Origin of the sequence: Streptomyces sp. NBC_00637, assembly GCF_045161545.1 — a bacterium.
Taxonomy (GTDB): Bacteria; Actinomycetota; Actinomycetes; order Streptomycetales; family Streptomycetaceae; genus Streptomyces.
In genome coordinates, this window is record NZ_CP109046.1 from 7,665,662 (window position 1) to 7,683,868 (window position 18,207).

Below are 18,207 nucleotides of genomic sequence, written 5' to 3' on the forward strand. Positions count from 1 at the left end.
CGAAGAGGTGACGTCGGCGGACGAAGGGATCCGTTCTCGGACGCACCCTTCTCGCCGCATGGCGGCTGACCTAGACTGCCGTCGGACAGGTGCGGACAGGTGCGGACACTGGGTGGTTCAGTGATCGAGCGACTTGACACAGCGGATGTGGACCACGAACTTTCCTCCGCGACCACCCGCGACCAGCTGGCGGCCCTCCTCCGTGTCGTCCACCTCCGCGCGGACCACCCGTCCCTGCGGGAGCTGGAGATGCGCACTCGCAACGAGCCCGTCCGGCTCTCCAGATCCACGACGTCGGACATGCTCGCCGGCCGGCGGTTCCCGAGAAAATCGGTGCTGCTGGTCTTCCTCGGCCAGTGCGGCATCACTCGGACCGCTCCTTGGGAGCGGGCCTGGGAACGCATCGCCACCACCGAAGGCCCCCCTGTGATGAAGAGCGACGACCAGGCGGTCCGGCAACATTGCGCGGGATTGCTGGAGGCGGCCCGCCGGCAAGCGGACGAGATCGTCGCCGACGCGCGGAGGCAGGCCGAGGCGATCGTCGCCGCGGCCCGGGAGAAATGCCCTCCCACCGAAACGCCCCCTGCGCTCGAGGCGACGACGCACCCGGTGAGTGTACGTATGAGCATCGCCGAAATCCGGCGTCAGAATCCGCTTGTCTACGCTACTCAGGACGCCCTGGGGAACACCTTCGGCAAAAGCCGTGAATATCACCGGCAGGGCTGTCGCAGGACCCGGACCGTCGAACTGGCGGCTGTGACGCTGAGCGAGGCCCGCGTGAAAGGGTTACGCAGATGTCCTGAATGCAGGCCCGACGGCGTCCCGTCGCCAGCCGCCGAACGCAACGGCGTGGAACCGGAACGTTCATGACGGCAAGTGAGGCCGCCGGGGCCGATGTGAGCCGGACCTTCGAACACGCGCTGTCACGCATCGATCAGGACGTCGCCCGGGTGTCGACCGACCTTCAAGAGGCGCACCACTACATCTACAGCCGGTTCGTCCAGCGCCCCGAGGCCAGCGGCTGGCCCCAGTTCCTGGACGAGTCGGGGCCCCCGACCGCGACGGGAACCGCGTGCGTGGCGTCGTCGCTCATCCGTATGGGGGTCAAGCGCCAGGACGTCCATCTGATCGAGGCGACCGACCTGCTGTGCAGCGAGCAGTGTGCCGACGGCGGCTGGTCGAAGCCGGGATTCGCCGATCACCTGAGCCTCACTCTGGTCACCTGTCTGTCCCTGCACGCTCTGGCGGCGCTCGGCCTCTTCAGTGGACACCCGGTGGTCGACGAGGGCCTGACATGGCTCAGGCGCGCGCAGAACGACGACGGCGGATGGGGCTGTCTGGCCTGCGACGACCTGAGCGACGTGACTGCCACTGCCTACGCACTGAGAGCGCTGGACATGAGTCACGCGTCGGCGTACCCCCTCCGGCAGGTGCGCGAACGAGGAGCCGACTGGCTTGTCCGTCAACAGAACGACGACGGTGGCTGGGGCATCCGGCACGGCGAGCGTTCGACGGCCGCCCACACGGCGCACGCCGTGGAGGGGATGCAAGCCGCCCACATGCCATGGGCGTGTGCCGGGGCGCTCGACGACGCCAGGGAGTGGCTGCTCACGACGCTTCCGCAGGCGCCCCTGGTCCCGTGGATCGAGCATTACCAGCTGCCTGCCTCCATCGCCGCCGGGCTACCCCGGCGCCTGCATTCGGCCCGTCTGCGCTGGACCCACCTGCCGGCCGAGAGGTCTCTGATCGCCCTCCTGGGCCTGGGAGTCGACGTGCACCACCCCACGGTGCGTCGGCTGGTCGACGACCTCGCCCAACGGCACGAGAAGGAACTCTGCTGGCAGGTCCCCGGCGTCCCGGCGGTATCGGCGTCCTGGGCTGTCCTCGAGGCGGTCAACGCGCTCAGCCGCTACCTGGAGGCGGTCGAGGCCACCCGCTGGCGAACCGTCTGCCAAGTGCTGACGGCGAACGTCATCCCGCGTATCGCGGAGCTGGAAAACGCGCAGGACGAACTGCGCCTGCGCACCGAAATACTCACGACACCACCCGCCGACGAGGGCCGTCCTGGCTGGGCGACCCTGCTGTCCCCACGCGTGCTCGCGATGGAACTGATCGCCGTCGCTCTCGGCAGCGGCCTGGTCACAGCTCTTGTGGCGGCGTCCGGAATCGACACCGAAGCCCTCCTGATCGCCTGGGGCGCCTGGGTCGTGGCGATCCCGCTGCTCGTGCTGGCCACACGACGAGGATGAGCATGCAGGAGATCTCGTATCCCGAAGTGATCGATCCGCGCCTGCACATCTACCCTTCCGGAGAAGCCGATCGACTGAAGAGCCGTCTCATCGAGCACCACGAGACCGGCATTCTCGGTGCGATCGGCCGGGAACTGTTCACTCGGATGGACACCGCGGATCTGGTCCCGATCTTCGTCCTGCGTGGTGGGCTCGCCCTCAGGGACGCCTACGTCGAGGCCGCCGGCTTCGGACCGGTCGGCATGATCGTTCCGTGGAGGGCACGGCACGCCGAGGACCCGACGGTCAGCTACGCGTCCCTTCCTGTAGTGCCCGGCGCGCGGTACGCACTGGTGGATACGCTCATCGCGTCGGGCCGCACGATCACCGCCTGTCTCCACGCCTTGCGGGTCCGGATTCCAGGAGCCCGGGTGGATGTCGTCGCCCCTTTCGTCGCCACCGTCGGCCGGGAACGCATCATCACCGACGCGGCCGACACCCACATCCACTGTGTATGGCACGCGGAGGACGTCGACGGTCAGGGGCGCATGGTCGGCCCGGGGTTCGACGTCGGGGATCTGGTTCTCGGCTGGAACGGTCGGCATCTCGTCTGGAGCGGTGAAAGGGGCGACCATGCGTGACGGGCTCGCGCACTGGGAACGTACCCGGGCACCCCTCACCGGCGCGGCGATCCTGAAAGGGTTCGGCGCCACGACGGCAGAGACCATGTCCGGCGTGGCGCTCGACGTGGGATGCGGCTCCGCTGCCGTGGCAAGGGCGCTCAGCGGTCGCTTCGACCGTGTGATCGGCCTCGACATCGATCACGCGGTACTGCGCGGCGTGCGGGTTCCCGATGTTTCGCTGATCACGGCGGACGCGGCGAGGCTGCCGTTGGCCACGGAAAGCATCGGTTACGTGTTCAGTTACGGAGCACTGCACCACACCGATCCGGAGAAGTCGCTGGCGGAAATCGTTCGAGTCACCTCTCCCGGCGGACGGATCGTTCTCATCGACTTTTCCGCGCGCGATACCCCTGGCCACCACCGGATCGGTTACACCTGGCGGGTCATCAAATCCTTCCGTAACCATCGAAATCGACTCGGTGCCGTCGCTGCGCTGCGGATCATGATGTTCCGTCTGAGTCCGCGGTGGAGATCGCATCTTCGTGCGGACGTCTTTCTGAGCGAGCGGGACTTCGTATCCGTCTACGGCGCGCTCCTGCCCGGTGCTCGCTTCTCCCACGAGGAAGGCCGAATGACCGTGACATGGAGCAAGCCCCATGCCCTTTGAGGAAAGGACGTCGACCACGCGCCCGCGCGTCGCGGTCGGCTCTACCAACCAGGCCAAGATCGACGCGATCCGGGAGGGCTTCACCCAGTCGCTGGGGCCCGTGCTGGTCGAAGGCGTGGCGATCGCGGGTGCCCCGGAACAGCCCCGAGGTGACGGTGAGACACGGAGGGGTGCCGAGTATCGTGCGGCGGCGGTGCGTGAGGCACTCCCGCAAGCCGACTACTGGGTGGGACTGGAGGGGGGAGTCGAGACGGTCGACGGCGCGATCATGGTCATGGCCTGGGTCGTCATCGCCACCACCGATCGGATCGGACGCAGCAGAAGCTCCACCTACCAACTACCCCCCTCCGCCGCCGCCGTTCTCGCGGCCGGCGGCTCACTCGGGGATGTCTCGGCTGCGGTGGGAGGCGACGACTGGCGGACGTGCGGTCTGGTGGCCTGGCTGTCCAGCGGGCTGATCACCAGGGGCTCTCTCTATGTACAGCCGGTGACCCTCGCGCTTCTCCCGTTCCTGAGCCCTTGGTCCGAGGTGCGGGAGAACCTGGCCTCGCACTTCGATGTCTCGCGGTGACGGCGTGGGACTTCTGGTCGTGGGTGACATAGCGGTCGACGTGCTGGTGACGCCCGATGAGGATCTGTGCGAAGGCGGGTACACGGAGGGGTCGGTCCTCCTCACCCCTGGAGGCTCCGGGTACAACCTCGCCCGGGCAGGCAGGGACAACGGGTTCGCTCCCGTTTCGCTGGTCTGTGGTCTGGGGGACCGGCGATCCTTCCCGGCCCGCTTTCTGGCCGAGGAACTGCGATCGCTGGGAATCGAGCTGATCAGCGACAAGACCACAGTCGAGCCGACGGGGGCGGTACTCGTCGGCTACCTTCCAGACGGGTCACGCACGATGGTGGCTGCGCCGAACGCCAATCGGAGCGCTCTCAGCGAACACGTGGTCGCCATGGCGGGCACCGTGCGGGCCCCGTTCGTCCTCGTCTCGGGATACATGCTGTTTCGCGCATCGACGAGGGAGGGCACTTTGGAGATCATGCGCCAGGCCGCGGCACGCGGCGCCAGGGTGGCCCTCGACATCGTCCCGCACTCGGTGAACCGGTGGCTCCGGCTGGAAGAACTGCGGTCGCTGCTCGAACCGGTGGACTTCCTGGCCGGCGAGCACAAGACGTTCGCGGCCTTCGGCGCCCCACCGGAACTTCTGCTCGACACTGTCCGCGGAGTACTCATGCACACCCTCGGTGACCGCTACCACGTCCACACCCGCTCGGGCATCGTGGAGGGCGGTTTTCCCCGCCCGTCGGACGCCACCGAACGGCGCGGACTGACCGACAGACTGCTGGTCTCGACGCTGCGCGAGCACTTCATCGCGTGATGACGTCGCAGGCAGCCCCCGGGCCGGGCCGCCGGCCCGCGGACTGCTCGCGGCGGTTCCCTGGCGGGATGCAGGCCACGCCCGGTGACACCAGGCCCAGGCCGACGGCGGTGATGCGACAAGGCCGCCTACGAAGAAGGACCAGAGCACCGCCCCACACACCGCTTCGTGGACGGGAATTGGGTGGCGCGCCGCTAGGTGAGCCGTTAGCTTCCGCGTGAGCGCAGTGCGTGAAGAGGCGCGACCGCGAGGGGAGCCACACGTGGAGACCGACAGTGCGCGGCCCGGCCGACTGAGGCCGCTGCTCGACCAGTTCGACCAGGCCGTCGGCATGGCCAGGGTACGGCTGTCGGGGCTTGGCGACGAGGAGTACCTGTGGGAGCCGGTGCCCGGCTGCTGGTCGATCCGGCGCCGGGGCGAAGCGGTGACGCCCAGGGCGTTCGGGCCGGGCGAGTGGGTGCTCGATCTGGGCGCCGCGGACATCCCGGCGAACGAGTACGCGGAGGTGGCCCGGCAGGCCGCCGACGGCATGACCATCGCCAAGATCGCCGAGGACTGGAGCGTGAGCACCGAACGGGTCGAGCAGATCCTCGCCCGCACCGGCGCCCCGGAGCCCGACGGAACACCGATCACGACCATCGCGTGGCGGCTCGCGCACCTGCACTTCGAGTTCGCGGGCGCATGGGAGTGGACCTTCGGTGAACGGCGTCAGGACCCGAAGCGGATGGTCGACTTCACGCCGTCCGCCGCCCTGACGCTGGAGCGGTTCTGGGCGGTGATCGACCGCTGGCGGGATAGCGTCGCCGGCGTCACCGACGAGCAGCTCGACACGGTCGGCTTCTCGCGGTACCCGTACAGCAACGACTCCGACTACCCGTACATCGACGTGCTGGCGTCCGCCAACCTCGAGTTCATCCACCACATGGCCGAGATCGCGTTGCTTCGCGACCTGTGGCGGTCCCGCCTCACCATCCCCGCGTAGGCGGGGCCGTACGGCGCTCGCTCCTCGGGGCGTCAACACCCGGGCCGAGCAGGGACGTGTCGCGGTCGGTCGGCCGGTCGACGGGGTGGCGGGTCGGTTCCGGACGCGGTGACGGCCGTCCGCGTCCGACCCGCCGCGGTCGTACGACGTCACGCACGACCTCTCGCACGACGTCCCGCCCCACGCACGCTCACGACCGGGGTCTGGCGTCCGGACCCGGACGGGCGGTGACCTCCCGGGGGGTGACGGCGGAGTGTTCCGTGGAGCACTCGACGACGACGCGGAGTGGAGCGCCGCAATCGGTGTGGTGCACGTCCAGCACGGGGCCGTCGGAGCCGAGGGCGTATGTCTCGCCCCACTGGCTCAGTGCCATCAGGACGGGCCACAGATCCCAGCCCTTGCGGGTCAGGCGGTACTCGTTGCGCGGGCGGCTGCCCGGCTCCTGGTACGGCACGGTCCTCAGGACACCGGCCGCGGTCAGCTTGCGGAGGCGGTCGCTGAGGACGGCCTCCGACAGGCCGATATGGCGGTGGAAGTCGTCGAAGCGGCGCACTCCGTTCACGGCGTCGCGCAGGATCAGCAGGGTCCACTTCTCCCCGATCACGTCGAGCGCACGCTGGACGGGGCAGTTCTCCGTGCTCGCCTCAAGCCACTCCATCCCGCCATCGTACGGCCCTGGCTTCGTCATTGACAGTCAGCCGAAAGGGAGGCTAGCTTCGCTTGAAAAAGTCAGATGGAGGCACTCGGCTGTGGGACGCACACGTACGTATCAGTGGGACGATCCGGCGATCCTGGCGGACGCCGCCGGGCGCATGGCCGGAATCGACTTCCTGCGCGAGCTTCAGGCCGGACGGCTGCCGGGACCGCCCGTCAGTCACACCCTCGACTTCACCCTGGACGAGGTGGAGCCCGGCAGGGCCGTCTTCTCCCTGACGCCCGGCGAGGAGCACTACAACCCGATCGGCAGCGTCCACGGCGGCATCTTCGCCACCCTGCTCGACTCGGCGGCGGGCTGTGCCGTCCAGTCCACCCTCCCGCAGGGCATGGCCTACACCTCGCTCGACCTGACGGTGAAGTTCCTGCGGCGGATCACCACGGACACGGGTACCGTCCGCGCCGTGGGCACGGTGATCAACGGCGGGCGTCGGACCGTCCTCGCCCAGGCGCAGTTGCTGGACGCGACGGACCGTCTCCTCGCCCACGCCACCAGCAGCTGCCTGCTCTTCCCGGTGCCTCGCACCCGGGAGTGACCCGGCTCCGGGCGGCCCACGCGGGATTCCCGGCGCCTCGCCCTCGCCCTCGCTCGGGGCCCCGGGCGGAACCGGGGCCGGGGCCGGACCGGGGCCGTGTCCGGGGAGCCGGGCTCACGCAGCGCTCGGTGCCGCCGCCAGTTGCTGCTTGACGTACCGGGTGGTCTCGTCGGCGAGGATCTCGGGCAGGCCCTTCTCGAGGCCGATGAGCGTCTGGGCGGCGACATCGGCGGGGGCGACCTTCTGCTCGGCGGGGACGCCGGCGGCCATGTCGGTGTCCATGTAGCCGACGTGCAGCGCGGACACGGTGATACCGCGGGGTGCCAGCTCCTCCCGGGTCGCGTTGGTGAGCGCCCAGGCGGCGGCCTTGGTCGCCGCGTACGAGCCGAGACCGGCCGGGTGCAGCCAGGAGAGCACGGACAGGACGTTGAGTACGGCGCCGCCGCCGTTGCGCTCGATGACCGGCGCGAACGCGCGTGTGGCCGCGAGCGGCCCGAAGAAGTTCGTCGCCATCTCGAGGTGGACCGCGTCCAGGCCGCCCGTGACGAGGGATGTGCCGGTGGAGATGCCGGCGTTGTTCACCAGCAGCGTCGCGTCGGAGGCCACGCGGGCCGCGGCCAGGACGGACTCCTCGTCCGTGACGTCCAGGCGGAGCGGGGTCACGCCGGCCAGGTCGACGGTCTCCGGGCGGCGCGCCGCCGCGTAGACCTTCGCGCCACGCTCCAGGAGCTGGGTGGCGAGCTCGCGCCCCAGTCCCCGGTTGGCGCCGGTGACCACTACGACGGCGTCCTTGAGTTCCATGTCTGCTCCCGGTGCTGTGGACCCCGGGTGAGGGGTCCGTTTGAGATGTCCGTGTTAGATGTCGGGCGACATCTAATCTGGAGCATAGAATAGATGGCAACCGACATTCAACTGAGGAGGACCGATGGGTCGTGTGTCACAGGCGCAGGCGCGGGAGAACCGCGAGCGGGTCGTGCGAACCGCCTCCCGGCTGTTTCGCGAGCAGGGCACGCACACCAGCGTGGCCGACCTGATGAAGGCGTCCGGGCTGACCCATGGCGGCTTCTACAAGCACTTCGCGTCCAAAGAGGCGCTCATCGACGAGGCCACCGCCCACGCCTTCGGCGAACTCGCCGAGCGTCGCGCGGCCGCCGGCGAGCAGGGCGCCGGGGAGCGCGCCGCCGCCCAGCGGGCGCTGATCGACACCTATCTGTCCCTCGAGCACCGCGACAACGCGGCGGGGGGATGTCCCACCGCCGCGCTCGCCCACGACATGGCCCGCGAATCCGGCGCCGACGAGGCGCATCGCGTCTACACCGAGGGAGTGGGTGACTTCGCCGAGTGGATGGCCACCGACGACGAGAACGGCATCACCCGACTGTGCACGATGGTCGGCGCACTCGTCCTGGCCCGGGCCACCAAGGACTCGCCCCTCTCCGAGGAGATCCTCGCCGCCGCGCATGCGGCCCTGACGGAAGCGGACTGATCGACCCGGATCGACGCACGCCTGGTTCGACGCAGACCTGACCGACGCAGACTCGACCCGGGGCGAGCCGGACTTCGGCCGCGCCGGATTCGGGCCGCGCCGGACTTCGGTCACCCCGTGGAGTTTGCTTGCCGGGCGTCCGGTGATCCGGTGATCCCTGCCCGTGAGACGGGCCCGATCGCGACCACCGGTCTCCTACCTCGGTCCCCCTCGCACCGGTCAGCCCACGGGAGTGGTGCGAATGGCGGCGATGTCGAACTGGAGGCGCACCTTGTCGCTCACCATGGCGCCGCCCTCGGCCAGTCGCGCGTTGTACGTCAGGCCCCATTCGGAACGATTGATGGTGGTGGTGCCGTCGAAACCGGCCCTTTCGTAGCCGAACGGGTCGGTCACATGCCCTATGTAGGTGAGTTCAAGGGCCACGGGACGAGTCGTCTCCTTGATGGTGAGGTCGCCGGTCATGCGGTAGACGTCGGGGCCCGCGAGTTGAACGGCGGTACTGATGAAGCGCATACGCGGATGGTTCGCGGCGTCCAGGAAGTCGCGGCCGACCAAATGCGCGTCGCGTTGCTCGACGCCGGTGTCGACGCTCGCGGTGGACAACAGGATCTCGGCCCGTGAACGGGCCGGGTTGCGGCCGTCGAAGTAGAGCCGGCTCTGATACTCCGTGAAAGCCCCGCGCACGGTGGTCACCAGGGCGTGCCGGACGGAGAAGCCGATACGGCTGTGCGCCGGGTCGATCATCCAGTCGCCGGTCAGCGCGGCCAGGGCGGGATTCGGCAGGCCGGCGGAGGGCATGGAGGGCGAGCCGGCGGTGTGCTGCGGAGCTGTGGGGGGAGCCGGGCGTCGTGGGGATGCGCCGCGGGTGAACAGGTTCATGGTTCACGTAGTTATCCCACCGCGGATATCGCCGCAAGCCTCCCTCGAAGCGACGGCGGATCGAATCGGTGCCGAAAGGGCCTATACGCCGTCACCGAATGACCGGCGGGTGCAAAACCCACACACGCCCGTCACTTCGTGGCCGGATGAATCCACGGACTTACATGGGCAGTTCCGTATATCGGACCTGTTCGAGGAAATCCGGGGAAATCCGCTTCCTGCTGGCTGGGGGTTGGAGAGCCGTAGTGGGAGTACGGCTGCCGGTGATTCCGATGCGCAACGACCGGCGCCAGGCGTCGAGTTCGGTCGACGCGAGATCGCCGGCCTCACGTCAAGCTTGACGGCGATGCTTCCGGACTCTGTGTCGACTTTTTTGTTGACATTTATGTTCACTTTCAGGTCGGGCTGCGGTATTTGGGTCTTCTGTCGACGGTAAGAACGCCGTCTTCCCAGGTGGGTCGCGCAGTGGGGCGAGATAGTGTCGACACCGTTGCATCGGCTGTGAGCCCGGACGGGCAGGGGGAAATGCCGCATGACCGACCAGAACACGCGCCTCGTGCTGGAGCGGCTCCTGCGGCTGCGGGACCGGCGTGAGCCGTTGGTCGGGCAGATCGCCGAATGGGTCGGCGCGGACATCGTCGAGGGTCGGCTGGAGCCCGGCCAGGATCTCAACAGCGTCGATCTGTCACGCCGTTTCGAGACCAGCCGTACGCCCGTCCGCGAGGCGCTCATGCTCCTCGAACAGGAGGGCCTGGTCGAGATGAAGGCGCGCCGCCGTCCCCGGGTGGCCGCGCCGACTCCGCAGGACATCCGCGACATCTACCAGGTGCGCAGGAACCTCCTGTCGATGCTCGCGGGTCTGCTGGTGGAGCGGGCCGGGGGCGAGGAACTGGCCGAGCTGCGCACCCGGGTCGAACGGATGCGCGTGCTCGCCGACGGCGGTGACGTGGACGGGTACTTCTGGAGCCATGTGCTGCTCCAGGAGCGGATGGCCGAAATGGTCGGCAACCCCACCCTGAAGCAGATCCTGGACTCGCTGACCCTGCGCACGCTGATGCTGCGGCACTTGAGCCTGAGCCGGGCCGGCCGACTCGCGCACAGCGTCGACGACCAGGAACGGCTGCTCCAGGCCTGTGAGGAGCGGGACGGAGAGCTGGCCTCCGCCCTGATCGCGGGGGCGACGATACGGGCGCAGCGGGCCGTGGAGGAGCAGTTGGGGCTGGGGGAGCAGGACGGCGCGGCACGTGGACGCAAGGCCGCGAACGGTCACCGCGCCGCTTCGTGACGCCGGCCGAACGCCCACCGCCCGGCACGGCTGCCGGCCGTGGCGCTCACCCGTCTCGCCGTCGGGCCCCGTAAGGCTCGTGCGCCTCCCCGCATCCTGCCGCACCCTGTCCGAGGTCTTGACGTGTACTTGACGCAGTGGCTTTATGGGAGCGCTCCCACACGCCATCCCCCACACCCCTCACATCCCCCACCCCTCTGCCGCCTGAGTTTCTGGCCTCACTCCTGGAGTCGCAGTGAGAACAGCAAGGAGCACGACGACGAGCACGGCAAGGAGCGCGAAGAAAAGCACGAAGACAAGCGCGACAAGAAGCGTGGCACCCGGCACGGCTCGGACCACGGGACCGAGCACGGCCCTGATCTCCGCACCGACCGCAGCGCAGAATACGGCCCGGTTCCCGGCACCGGCCGCAGCGCACACCAAGGCCTTGCGGACAGTCGGGCGAAAGGTGACGCGAGCGGCAAGGAGCGTGACGACCCGGGGCGCCTCACGGACGCATCCCCTGGGGAGGCTGCTGACCCGGCTCGCGGTCCTCCTCGGGCTCGTTCTCGTCGGTGCCCTCTGCCCGGCCGCCGCCCAGGCCCAGACCCGGTCGCCCGACGCTCTCGCCACCGGCCTGCACATCAGCGACGGACGGCTGGTCGAGAGCAACGGGAACGACTTCGTCATGCGCGGCGTGAACCACGCCCACACCTGGTATCCGGGCAGGACCCAGCAGTCCCTCGCCGACATCAAGGCGATGGGCGCCAACGCGGTGCGCGTCGTCCTCGCCGACGGCCACCGCTGGAGCGCCAACAGCGCGTCGGACGTGGCGACCGTCATCGCGCAGTGCAAGGCCAACCGGCTCATCTGCGTGCTGGAGGTGCACGACACCACCGGGTACGGCGAGGACGCCGCCGCCGGCACGCTCGACCAGGCGGCCGACTACTGGATCGGCCTGAAGGACGTCCTGGCCGGCCAGGAGGACTACATCATCGTCAACATCGGTAACGAGCCCTGGGGCAACACCGATCCGGCGGGCTGGACCGATCCGACCATCGCCGCGATCAAGAAGCTGCGCAACGCCGGTTTCCAGCACACGATCATGGTCGACGCGCCGAACTGGGGTCAGGACTGGCAGGGAGTCATGCGCGCCAACGCCCAGTCCGTGTACGCCGCCGATCCCACCGGCAACCTGATCTTCTCGATCCACATGTACAGCGTGTTCGACACCGCGGCGGAGATCACCGACTATCTGAACGCCTTCGTCGATGCCCGACTCCCGATCCTGATCGGAGAGTTCGGCGGGCCCGCCGACCAGTGGGGCGACCCCGACGAGGACACGATGATGGCCACCGCCCAGCAGCTGGACCTGGGCTATCTCGCGTGGTCATGGAGCGGGAACACCGACCCGATCCTCGACCTGACGCTCAACTTCGATCCCACGCAACTCAGTTCCTGGGGTCAGCGCATCTTCAACGGCGCCGACGGCATCGCCCGGACCGCCGAGGAGGCCACGATCTTCGGCGGCGGCACCCCGGGCGATACCCAGGCCCCGAGCACCCCGGGCAGCCCGACCGCCGGCACGGTGACGGCCACCTCCGCGACGCTCACCTGGACGGCCGCCACGGACAACGTCGGCGTCGCCGGCTATGACGTCGTACGGATCAACGGCTCCACCGAGACCGGGGTCGCCGCCTCGACCATCAACTCCGCCACCGTGACCGGCCTCACGGCGAACACCGCGTACACCTTCGCGGTCTACGCCCGTGACGCCGCCGGGAACCGATCCGCCCGCTCCGCCTCGGTGAACGTCACCACCGGCAGCGCGCCCGCCGTGGCCTGCTCGGTCGGCTACCGCGTCGTGGGGGAGTGGCCGGGTGGCTTCCAGGGCGACATCACCCTGCGCAATACCGGCACCACCGCCATCAGCGGCTGGAAGCTCGCCTTCGCCTTCGCCGACGGCCAGACCGTCACCAACATGTGGGGCGGGACCGCCACCCAGAGCGGCGGCGCGGTGAGCGTCGTTCCCGCCTCGTACACGTCCACCGTTCCCGCCGGCGGTTCGGTCACCGTCGGCTTCATCGGCAGCAAGGGGGCGACCAACACCGCGCCGACCGCGTTCACCCTCAACGGTGGTGCCTGCGCGACCACTTGACCGGCTCGCTCCGGTCACCCGGCCGGCGGAGCAGGCCACCGGCCGGTGCCTCCGCCGGCCGCCCGCGTGACGGGAGGTCGGGGGGCCGTTCCGGCTCTCCGGGTGGACATGGGCCCAGCCCTTAGGGTGTGCCCATGTCCACGACGCCCCGCTGGCTCACCACCGACGAACGACGAGCCTGGCTGGCCTACGTCGAGTTCTCCACCCTGCTCGCCGACCATCTCAACCGGCAGCTGCGGCGTGACGCGGGTATGACGCACGCCGACTACAGTCTGCTGGCCCACCTCTCCGCGGCCCCGGACGGCACCCTCGGCATGTCCGGGCTCGCGCAGCGTCTGAAGATCACCCGCAGCCGGCTCACCCACGCGGTGAACCGGCTGCGCGAGGTCGGTCTCGTGGACCGCAGGGAGGACCCCGCCGACGGCCGGGGCCAGCTCGCCTTCCTCACCGAACAGGGCAGGTCCCTGTTGGAGGAGATCGCCCCGGGACACGTGGAGGCCGTCCGCCGAGCGGTCTTCGACGTCCTCACCCCCGAGCAGGTGCGCCGGTTCGCGGAGATCGGGGAGGCCATCGGCGAGGCCCTGGTGCGGGCCGAGAGCACCGAGGCAGACCCCGCGGCGCTGCCCTGGCGGCGCCGCTAGCCGGTCTGGCCATGTCCGCCGTCTTCCGGTCGGGCGACTTCCGCCGGTCCGGCGGATCCACAGGGCCCGGAGGACTGCGTGGCCCGGCGTCGCCTGCGTGGCCCGGGCGGTCCACGCGGTCGGGTTGCCCGCGTCCCGGGTGCCGTCCGGCCCGCCCGGCGGGACCGACCGGCCCCCGGAATCGTCGATCGGGGCAAGGAATCGGCGACGGATCGAGAAGAACCGGTCGATGGTGCGTACCTGGGGGTACCGGGGGGCCGCCCGTCCCTCCGACCACGCCAACGATCCTAGGGACGTACCTCGTGAACGCAACCGCCGCCATCGGCGTCACCGGCCTCGGCGTGATGGGCCGCAACCTCGCGCGCAACTTCGCCCGCAACGGTTACACCGTCGCCGTCCACAACCGCTCCGCGGGCCGCACCCGCGCGCTCGTCGAGGAGTTCGGCCACGAGGGCACGTTCGTCCCCGCCGAGTCGGCCGCGGACTTCGTGGCAGCGCTCGAACGTCCCCGCCGACTGATGATCATGGTGCAGGCGGGCGCGGTCACCGACGCCGTCATCGAGGAGTTCGCCCCGCTCCTGGAGCCCGGCGACATGATCATCGACGGTGGCAACGCTCACTACGCCGACACCCGCCGCCGCGAGGAGTCCCTGCGCGAGCGCGGTCTGCACTTCGTCGGCGCAGGCGTCTCCGGCGGCGAGGAGGGCGCGCTGAACGGGCCGGCCGTCATGGTCGGCGGCTCGACCGAGTCGTACGACGTCCTCGGCCCCATGTTCGAGTCGATCAGCGCGAAGGTCGGCGGCGAGCCCTGCGCCACGCACATCGGCACCGACGGCGCCGGACACTTCGTCAAGATGGTGCACAACGGCATCGAGTACGCCGACATGCAGCTCATCGCCGAGGCGTACGACCTGCTGCGTCAGGTCGCCGGCTACACCCCGTCGGAGATCGCGGAGATCTTCCGCACCTGGAACGAGGGCCGTCTCGGCTCGTACCTCATCGAGATCACCGCCGATGTCCTCGCCCACACGGACGCCACCACCGGCCTGGCGTTCGTCGACGTGGTCGCCGACGCCGCCGGTCAGAAGGGCACCGGCCGCTGGACCGTGCAGACCGCCCTCGACCTGGGCTCACCGGTCACCGCCATCGCCCAGGCCACCTTCGCCCGCGCCGCCTCCGGCCAGAGCGCGCTGCGCGCCGCCTACGCCGGCCTCCCCGGCGGCACCACGCCCCCGCTCAGCCGCACCGAGGCCACCCGCTTCACCTCGCAGGTCGAGCACGCCCTGTACGCCTCGAAGGTCATCGCCTACGACCAGGGCTGGAAGATGATCCAGGACGCGGCCGGCGAGTTCGGCTGGAAGATCGACCTCGGTTCGGTCGCCCGGATCTGGCGCGGCGGCTGCATCATCCGCGCCTCGTTCCTCGACCGCATCCGTGCCGCGTACGCAGCCGACCCGGACCTGGTCAGCTTTCTCGGCGAGATGGAGTTCGCCATGGAGATCACGGACGCGCAGGTCCCCTGGCGGGAGACCGTGGCCTCCGCCGCCCGCCGCGGCATCCCCGTGCCCGCCTTCTCGGCCGCGCTCGCCCACTACGACACCCTGCGCGCGGAGCGCCTGCCGGCCGCCCTTCTGCAGGGCCAGCGCGACTACTTCGGCGCCCACACCTACCAGCGCACCGACCGTCCGGGTGCCTTCCACACCCACTGGGCCGAGGCCGACCGCCCGGAGACGTCGGCCTGACACACGGGAGTGGGGCGCCCTCGGCCCAGGGCGCCCCACTCCTCGGCACGGTGTTGCTCCCGGGTGGCCCATGAAGTGAGCGCCGAGGTGGTGGTCACCCTTCGAGCAGGGCCCGCAACCGCAGGGAGATCACCGGAACGTCGGGGTGTCCTCCTCGATCGTGGTGCGGGCCTCGGGGAGGGCGGAGAGGTACCCGGCCAGGCCGCGTTCCAGGCGTTCGGGCGGCCCCGGGCTGTGGAACTGGCCGCGTGCCGCCAGTGCGTCTCCAGGTGGTGCTTGCCGTGCACGAAAATCGGTGATCAGGCCGTTCTCCTGCGGCGGCAGGGTGTTGCCGGAGCAGTTCACCGCCGTGAGGTACTGCGAGAGCACCACCCGGCGCTCCAGCTCACAGACCCGCGGATCGATGCCGCCCGTGAAGCCGATCGCGGCAAGGTCGCAGGGCTGCGCCGCTCCCGAAGTCACCCTCGGGCCGTACCCGCGGCTCCTCCCGGAGGAGGAGTGGAGCGCGTCGGCTCATGCAGGGACACCAAGTGGGATTGCGAGCAGCGGCACGATGCCTCGCCACCCCCTCTCCCGTCAGGCTGGCCGTCCACCCGAAACCTGACCTGGAGACCCGTTTCCCGTGGCTACATTGCTCTACCGGCTGGGCCGGACCGCTTTCCGGCGCCGTTGGCTCGTGGTGCTGTTGTGGGCGGTGATCCTCGGCGGTGCCGGGGTCGGCGCCGTCGCGGCACCGGCCTCCTCCGACGACGGCACGTCGTTCATGCCCGGCATCGAGGCGCAGAAGGCGTTCGACCTGATCGGGGAGCGTTTCCCGGGCACGGACGCCAACGGCGCCGACGCGCGCGTCGTGTTCGTCGCTCCCGACGGCGAGAAGGTGACCGCCGCCGGCAACCGGGCCGGCATCGACGCGTTCGTGACGGAGGCGGCCGGCGAGCCTAAGGTCCTGAACGCCGTGAGCCCGTTCACGGCGGGCGCGGTGAGCGAGGACGGCTCCACCGCCTACGCCACCGTGCACTACCAGGTGAAGGCCGAGGACCTCACCGACACCGACAAGGCGGGACTGGAGAAGGCCATCGACCGGGCCCGGGCCTCCGGTCTCACGGTCGAGGTCGGCGGCACGGCACTCGCCGAACAGCCCGCCGCGGGCGGCAGTGCCGAGTCCATCGGCATCGGTCTCGCCGCGGTGATCCTCCTGATCACCTTCGGCTCCCTCGCGGCCGCCGGGCTGCCCCTGCTCACCGCCGTGATCGGCGTCGGTACCAGCATGGCCGCGATCATGGCCCTGGGCAGCGTCTTCGGCCTGTCCCTGACCACCGGCACGCTCGCCTCGATGCTCGGACTCGCGGTCGGCATCGACTACGCGCTCTTCGTGGTCTCCCGCTACCGGGAGGAGCGCGCGAACGGTCACGCTCCCCGCGAGTCGGCCGGACTCGCCGTCGGGACGGCCGGTTCCGCGGTTGTCTTCGCCGGTCTCACGGTCGTCATCGCGCTGGCCGGCCTGACCGTGGTCGGCGTGCCGATGCTGACCAAGATGGGCCTCTGCGCGGCCGGCGCCGTGGTCGTCGCCGTGCTGGTGGCACTCACCCTGGTCCCGGCGCTGCTGGGCATGTGGCCGAACGCGGTGCTGTCCCGCCGTGCGCGCAAGGGCCGGGACCGTCGGACGGCCGACAACGGGGGCTCCCGGTGGGCGCGGTTCGTCCTGCGTCGCCCGGTGGCCGTGCTGGTGGCCTGCGTCGCGGGCCTGGGTGTCCTCGCACTGCCCGCCGCGCACCTGGAGATGGGCATGCCGGGTGCCGAGTCCAAACCGGTCTCGTCGACGGAACGGCGTGCCTACGACGCTCTCGCGGACGGCTTCGGCGCGGGTTTCAACGGCCCGCTGACGATCGTCGTGGACGCCAGGGGCGCGGCCTCCGCCAAGACGGCCGCGAACGAGATCGCCGAGGAGATCGGCGCCACCGACGGGGTCGTGTCCGTCTCCTCCGCGCAGTTCAACCCGGCCGGTGACACCGCGCTCCTCTCGGTGGTCCCGGCCACCGGCCCCAACGACGAGCACACCAAGGACGTCGTGCGCACCCTCCGCTCGGAACGTGCCGCTCTGGAACGCGGGACGGGGGCGACCTTCGAGATCACCGGCAGCACCGCGATGAACATCGACGTCGCCGAGGACCTCCAGGCCGCTCTGGTGCCCTACCTGGCCGTCATCGTCGTACTGGCGCTGCTTCTGCTGCTCGTGGTCTTCCGCTCCGTGCTCGTGCCGGTCAAGGCCGCCTTCGGGTTCCTGCTGTCGGTGCTGGCCGCCCTCGGTTCCGTCGTGGCCGTCTTCCAGTGGGGCTGGGGCGCGGAGTTCCTGGGAGTGGAGCAGGCCGGGCCGATCATGAGCCTGATGCCGATCTTCCTGGTGGGCATCGTGTTCGGCCTGGCGATGGACTACGAGGTGTTCCTGGTCGCCCGGATGCGGGAGGCGTACGTCCACGGGGACCGGGCTCCCCAGGCGGTCGTCTCGGGGTTCCGGCACAGCGCGCGGGTGGTCGTCGCCGCGGCGGTGATCATGATCGCGGTGTTCTCCGGGTTCATCGGCTCCGGTGAGTCGATGGTCAAGACGATCGGGTTCGGGCTCGCCGTGGCGGTGCTGTTCGACGCGTTCGTCGTACGGATGGCGCTCGTCCCCGCGGTGCTGGCGCTGCTGGGCGACAAGGCGTGGTGGCTGCCGGGGTGGCTCGACCGGCTGCTGCCCCGCGTGGACGTCGAGGGGGCCGGGCTGAGGGCAGCGCCGCCGGTGGCGGGCGGCGAGCCCGCGCCGCAGGAGCCCGCCCGCGTCTGACGTTCGCACCGGTGGTCGCGGCGCCGGGCACCCCTCGGCGCCGCGATCCGCGATGTGTGAGCATGGCTGTTTCCCGGAGTGTTTCGGAGC

The 18,207-nt window shown here is 70.0% G+C and carries 18 protein-coding genes; 14 read left to right on the top strand and 4 right to left on the bottom strand.

From position 1 onward, the window contains the following. Positions 1-147: 147 nt before the first annotated feature. The 7 genes from OG440_RS33815 (at position 148) to OG440_RS33845 (ending at position 5,873) form a co-directional block, all read left to right on the top strand. Entirely contained in the window at positions 148-870 is a 723-nt protein-coding gene (locus OG440_RS33815) for a hypothetical protein (RefSeq protein WP_406010549.1), read from the top strand. Then, positions 867-2,249 (top strand): prenyltransferase/squalene oxidase repeat-containing protein, encoded by a 1,383-nt coding sequence (locus OG440_RS33820; RefSeq protein ID WP_406010550.1) that lies wholly within the window; start codon positions 867-869, stop codon positions 2,247-2,249. Before OG440_RS33815 ends, OG440_RS33820 begins: the two co-directional genes overlap by 4 nt. Before the next feature lie 2 nt (positions 2,250-2,251). Beyond that, positions 2,252-2,869, top strand: a complete 618-nt coding sequence (locus OG440_RS33825) for a uracil phosphoribosyltransferase (RefSeq protein ID WP_406010551.1) — start codon at positions 2,252-2,254, stop codon at positions 2,867-2,869. Further along, positions 2,862-3,518 carry a class I SAM-dependent methyltransferase gene (locus OG440_RS33830; RefSeq protein ID WP_406010552.1) on the top strand — a complete coding sequence of 219 codons (657 nt, stop codon included), beginning with the start codon at positions 2,862-2,864 and terminating at the stop codon, positions 3,516-3,518. The genes OG440_RS33825 and OG440_RS33830 overlap by 8 nt, the downstream gene beginning before the upstream one ends. Beyond that, positions 3,508-4,089, top strand: coding sequence for a DUF84 family protein (locus tag OG440_RS33835; RefSeq protein ID WP_406010553.1), 582 nt, complete (start codon positions 3,508-3,510; stop codon positions 4,087-4,089). The genes OG440_RS33830 and OG440_RS33835 overlap by 11 nt, the downstream gene beginning before the upstream one ends. Positions 4,090-4,093: 4 nt before the next feature. Beyond that, positions 4,094-4,891, top strand: a complete 798-nt coding sequence (locus OG440_RS33840; protein WP_406010554.1) for a carbohydrate kinase family protein — start codon at positions 4,094-4,096, stop codon at positions 4,889-4,891. A gap of 262 nt (positions 4,892-5,153) precedes the next feature. After that, the gene (locus tag OG440_RS33845; protein WP_406010555.1) at positions 5,154-5,873 is read left to right on the top strand and encodes a DinB family protein; all 720 of its coding nucleotides are present in this window, start codon (positions 5,154-5,156) and stop codon (positions 5,871-5,873) included. Positions 5,874-6,063: 190 nt separating this feature from the next. Here the strand turns inward: OG440_RS33845 and OG440_RS33850 are convergent, their stop codons facing one another. Beyond that, entirely contained in the window at positions 6,064-6,531 is a 468-nt protein-coding gene (locus tag OG440_RS33850; RefSeq protein ID WP_406010556.1) for a winged helix-turn-helix transcriptional regulator, read from the bottom strand. A 91-nt stretch (positions 6,532-6,622) separates the two neighbouring features. Between OG440_RS33850 and OG440_RS33855 the strand changes: the two genes are divergently transcribed. Continuing rightward, positions 6,623-7,123, top strand: a complete 501-nt coding sequence (locus tag OG440_RS33855) for a PaaI family thioesterase (protein WP_406010557.1) — start codon at positions 6,623-6,625, stop codon at positions 7,121-7,123. Between the two features lie 114 nt (positions 7,124-7,237). On the opposite strand, the gene OG440_RS33860 is transcribed toward OG440_RS33855, so the two are convergent. Beyond that, on the bottom strand, positions 7,238-7,924 hold the full coding sequence (locus OG440_RS33860; protein WP_406010558.1) for an SDR family oxidoreductase: 687 nt from the start codon (positions 7,922-7,924) through the stop codon (positions 7,238-7,240). A 124-nt stretch (positions 7,925-8,048) separates the two neighbouring features. On the opposite strand from OG440_RS33860, the gene OG440_RS33865 reads away from it, so the two are divergent. Next, the gene (locus OG440_RS33865) at positions 8,049-8,609 is read left to right on the top strand and encodes a TetR/AcrR family transcriptional regulator (protein ID WP_406010559.1); all 561 of its coding nucleotides are present in this window, start codon (positions 8,049-8,051) and stop codon (positions 8,607-8,609) included. Positions 8,610-8,828: 219 nt separating this feature from the next. Here the strand turns inward: OG440_RS33865 and OG440_RS33870 are convergent, their stop codons facing one another. Continuing rightward, positions 8,829-9,488 (bottom strand): YceI family protein, encoded by a 660-nt coding sequence (locus OG440_RS33870; protein WP_406010560.1) that lies wholly within the window; start codon positions 9,486-9,488, stop codon positions 8,829-8,831. A 532-nt stretch (positions 9,489-10,020) separates the two neighbouring features. On the opposite strand from OG440_RS33870, the gene OG440_RS33875 reads away from it, so the two are divergent. From OG440_RS33875 to gndA, 4 genes are all read left to right on the top strand, one after another. Then, positions 10,021-10,773, top strand: a complete 753-nt coding sequence (locus OG440_RS33875; RefSeq protein ID WP_406010561.1) for a GntR family transcriptional regulator — start codon at positions 10,021-10,023, stop codon at positions 10,771-10,773. A gap of 469 nt (positions 10,774-11,242) precedes the next feature. Further along, entirely contained in the window at positions 11,243-12,910 is a 1,668-nt protein-coding gene (locus OG440_RS33880; protein WP_406010562.1) for a cellulase family glycosylhydrolase, read from the top strand. A 134-nt stretch (positions 12,911-13,044) separates the two neighbouring features. Then, positions 13,045-13,551, top strand: a complete 507-nt coding sequence (locus tag OG440_RS33885; protein ID WP_406010563.1) for a MarR family winged helix-turn-helix transcriptional regulator — start codon at positions 13,045-13,047, stop codon at positions 13,549-13,551. Positions 13,552-13,853: 302 nt separating this feature from the next. After that, a complete protein-coding gene (gene gndA / locus OG440_RS33890) occupies positions 13,854-15,293 on the top strand; it encodes an NADP-dependent phosphogluconate dehydrogenase (RefSeq protein WP_406010564.1) in 1,440 nt (479 codons plus the stop codon). Between the two features lie 129 nt (positions 15,294-15,422). Here the strand turns inward: gndA and OG440_RS33895 are convergent, their stop codons facing one another. Next, complete coding sequence (locus OG440_RS33895) at positions 15,423-15,755, bottom strand: hypothetical protein (protein ID WP_406010565.1); 333 nt, start codon at positions 15,753-15,755, stop codon at positions 15,423-15,425. 160 nt (positions 15,756-15,915) lie between these two features. On the opposite strand from OG440_RS33895, the gene OG440_RS33900 reads away from it, so the two are divergent. Then, on the top strand, positions 15,916-18,117 hold the full coding sequence (locus tag OG440_RS33900) for an MMPL family transporter (RefSeq protein ID WP_406010566.1): 2,202 nt from the start codon (positions 15,916-15,918) through the stop codon (positions 18,115-18,117). Positions 18,118-18,207 lie beyond the last annotated feature (90 nt).

Coding starts and splice junctions, on each gene's coding strand:
- OG440_RS33885 (WP_406010563.1), top strand. CDS start 13,045: ATGTCCACGACGCCCCGCTGGCTCACCACCGACGAACGACGAGCCTGG.
- OG440_RS33860 (WP_406010558.1), bottom strand. CDS start 7,924: ATGGAACTCAAGGACGCCGTCGTAGTGGTCACCGGCGCCAACCGGGGA.
- OG440_RS33865 (WP_406010559.1), top strand. CDS start 8,049: ATGGGTCGTGTGTCACAGGCGCAGGCGCGGGAGAACCGCGAGCGGGTC.
- OG440_RS33820 (WP_406010550.1), top strand. CDS start 867: ATGACGGCAAGTGAGGCCGCCGGGGCCGATGTGAGCCGGACCTTCGAA.
- OG440_RS33875 (WP_406010561.1), top strand. CDS start 10,021: ATGACCGACCAGAACACGCGCCTCGTGCTGGAGCGGCTCCTGCGGCTG.
- OG440_RS33830 (WP_406010552.1), top strand. CDS start 2,862: ATGCGTGACGGGCTCGCGCACTGGGAACGTACCCGGGCACCCCTCACC.
- OG440_RS33825 (WP_406010551.1), top strand. CDS start 2,252: ATGCAGGAGATCTCGTATCCCGAAGTGATCGATCCGCGCCTGCACATC.
- OG440_RS33870 (WP_406010560.1), bottom strand. CDS start 9,488: ATGAACCTGTTCACCCGCGGCGCATCCCCACGACGCCCGGCTCCCCCC.
- OG440_RS33850 (WP_406010556.1), bottom strand. CDS start 6,531: ATGGAGTGGCTTGAGGCGAGCACGGAGAACTGCCCCGTCCAGCGTGCG.
- OG440_RS33835 (WP_406010553.1), top strand. CDS start 3,508: ATGCCCTTTGAGGAAAGGACGTCGACCACGCGCCCGCGCGTCGCGGTC.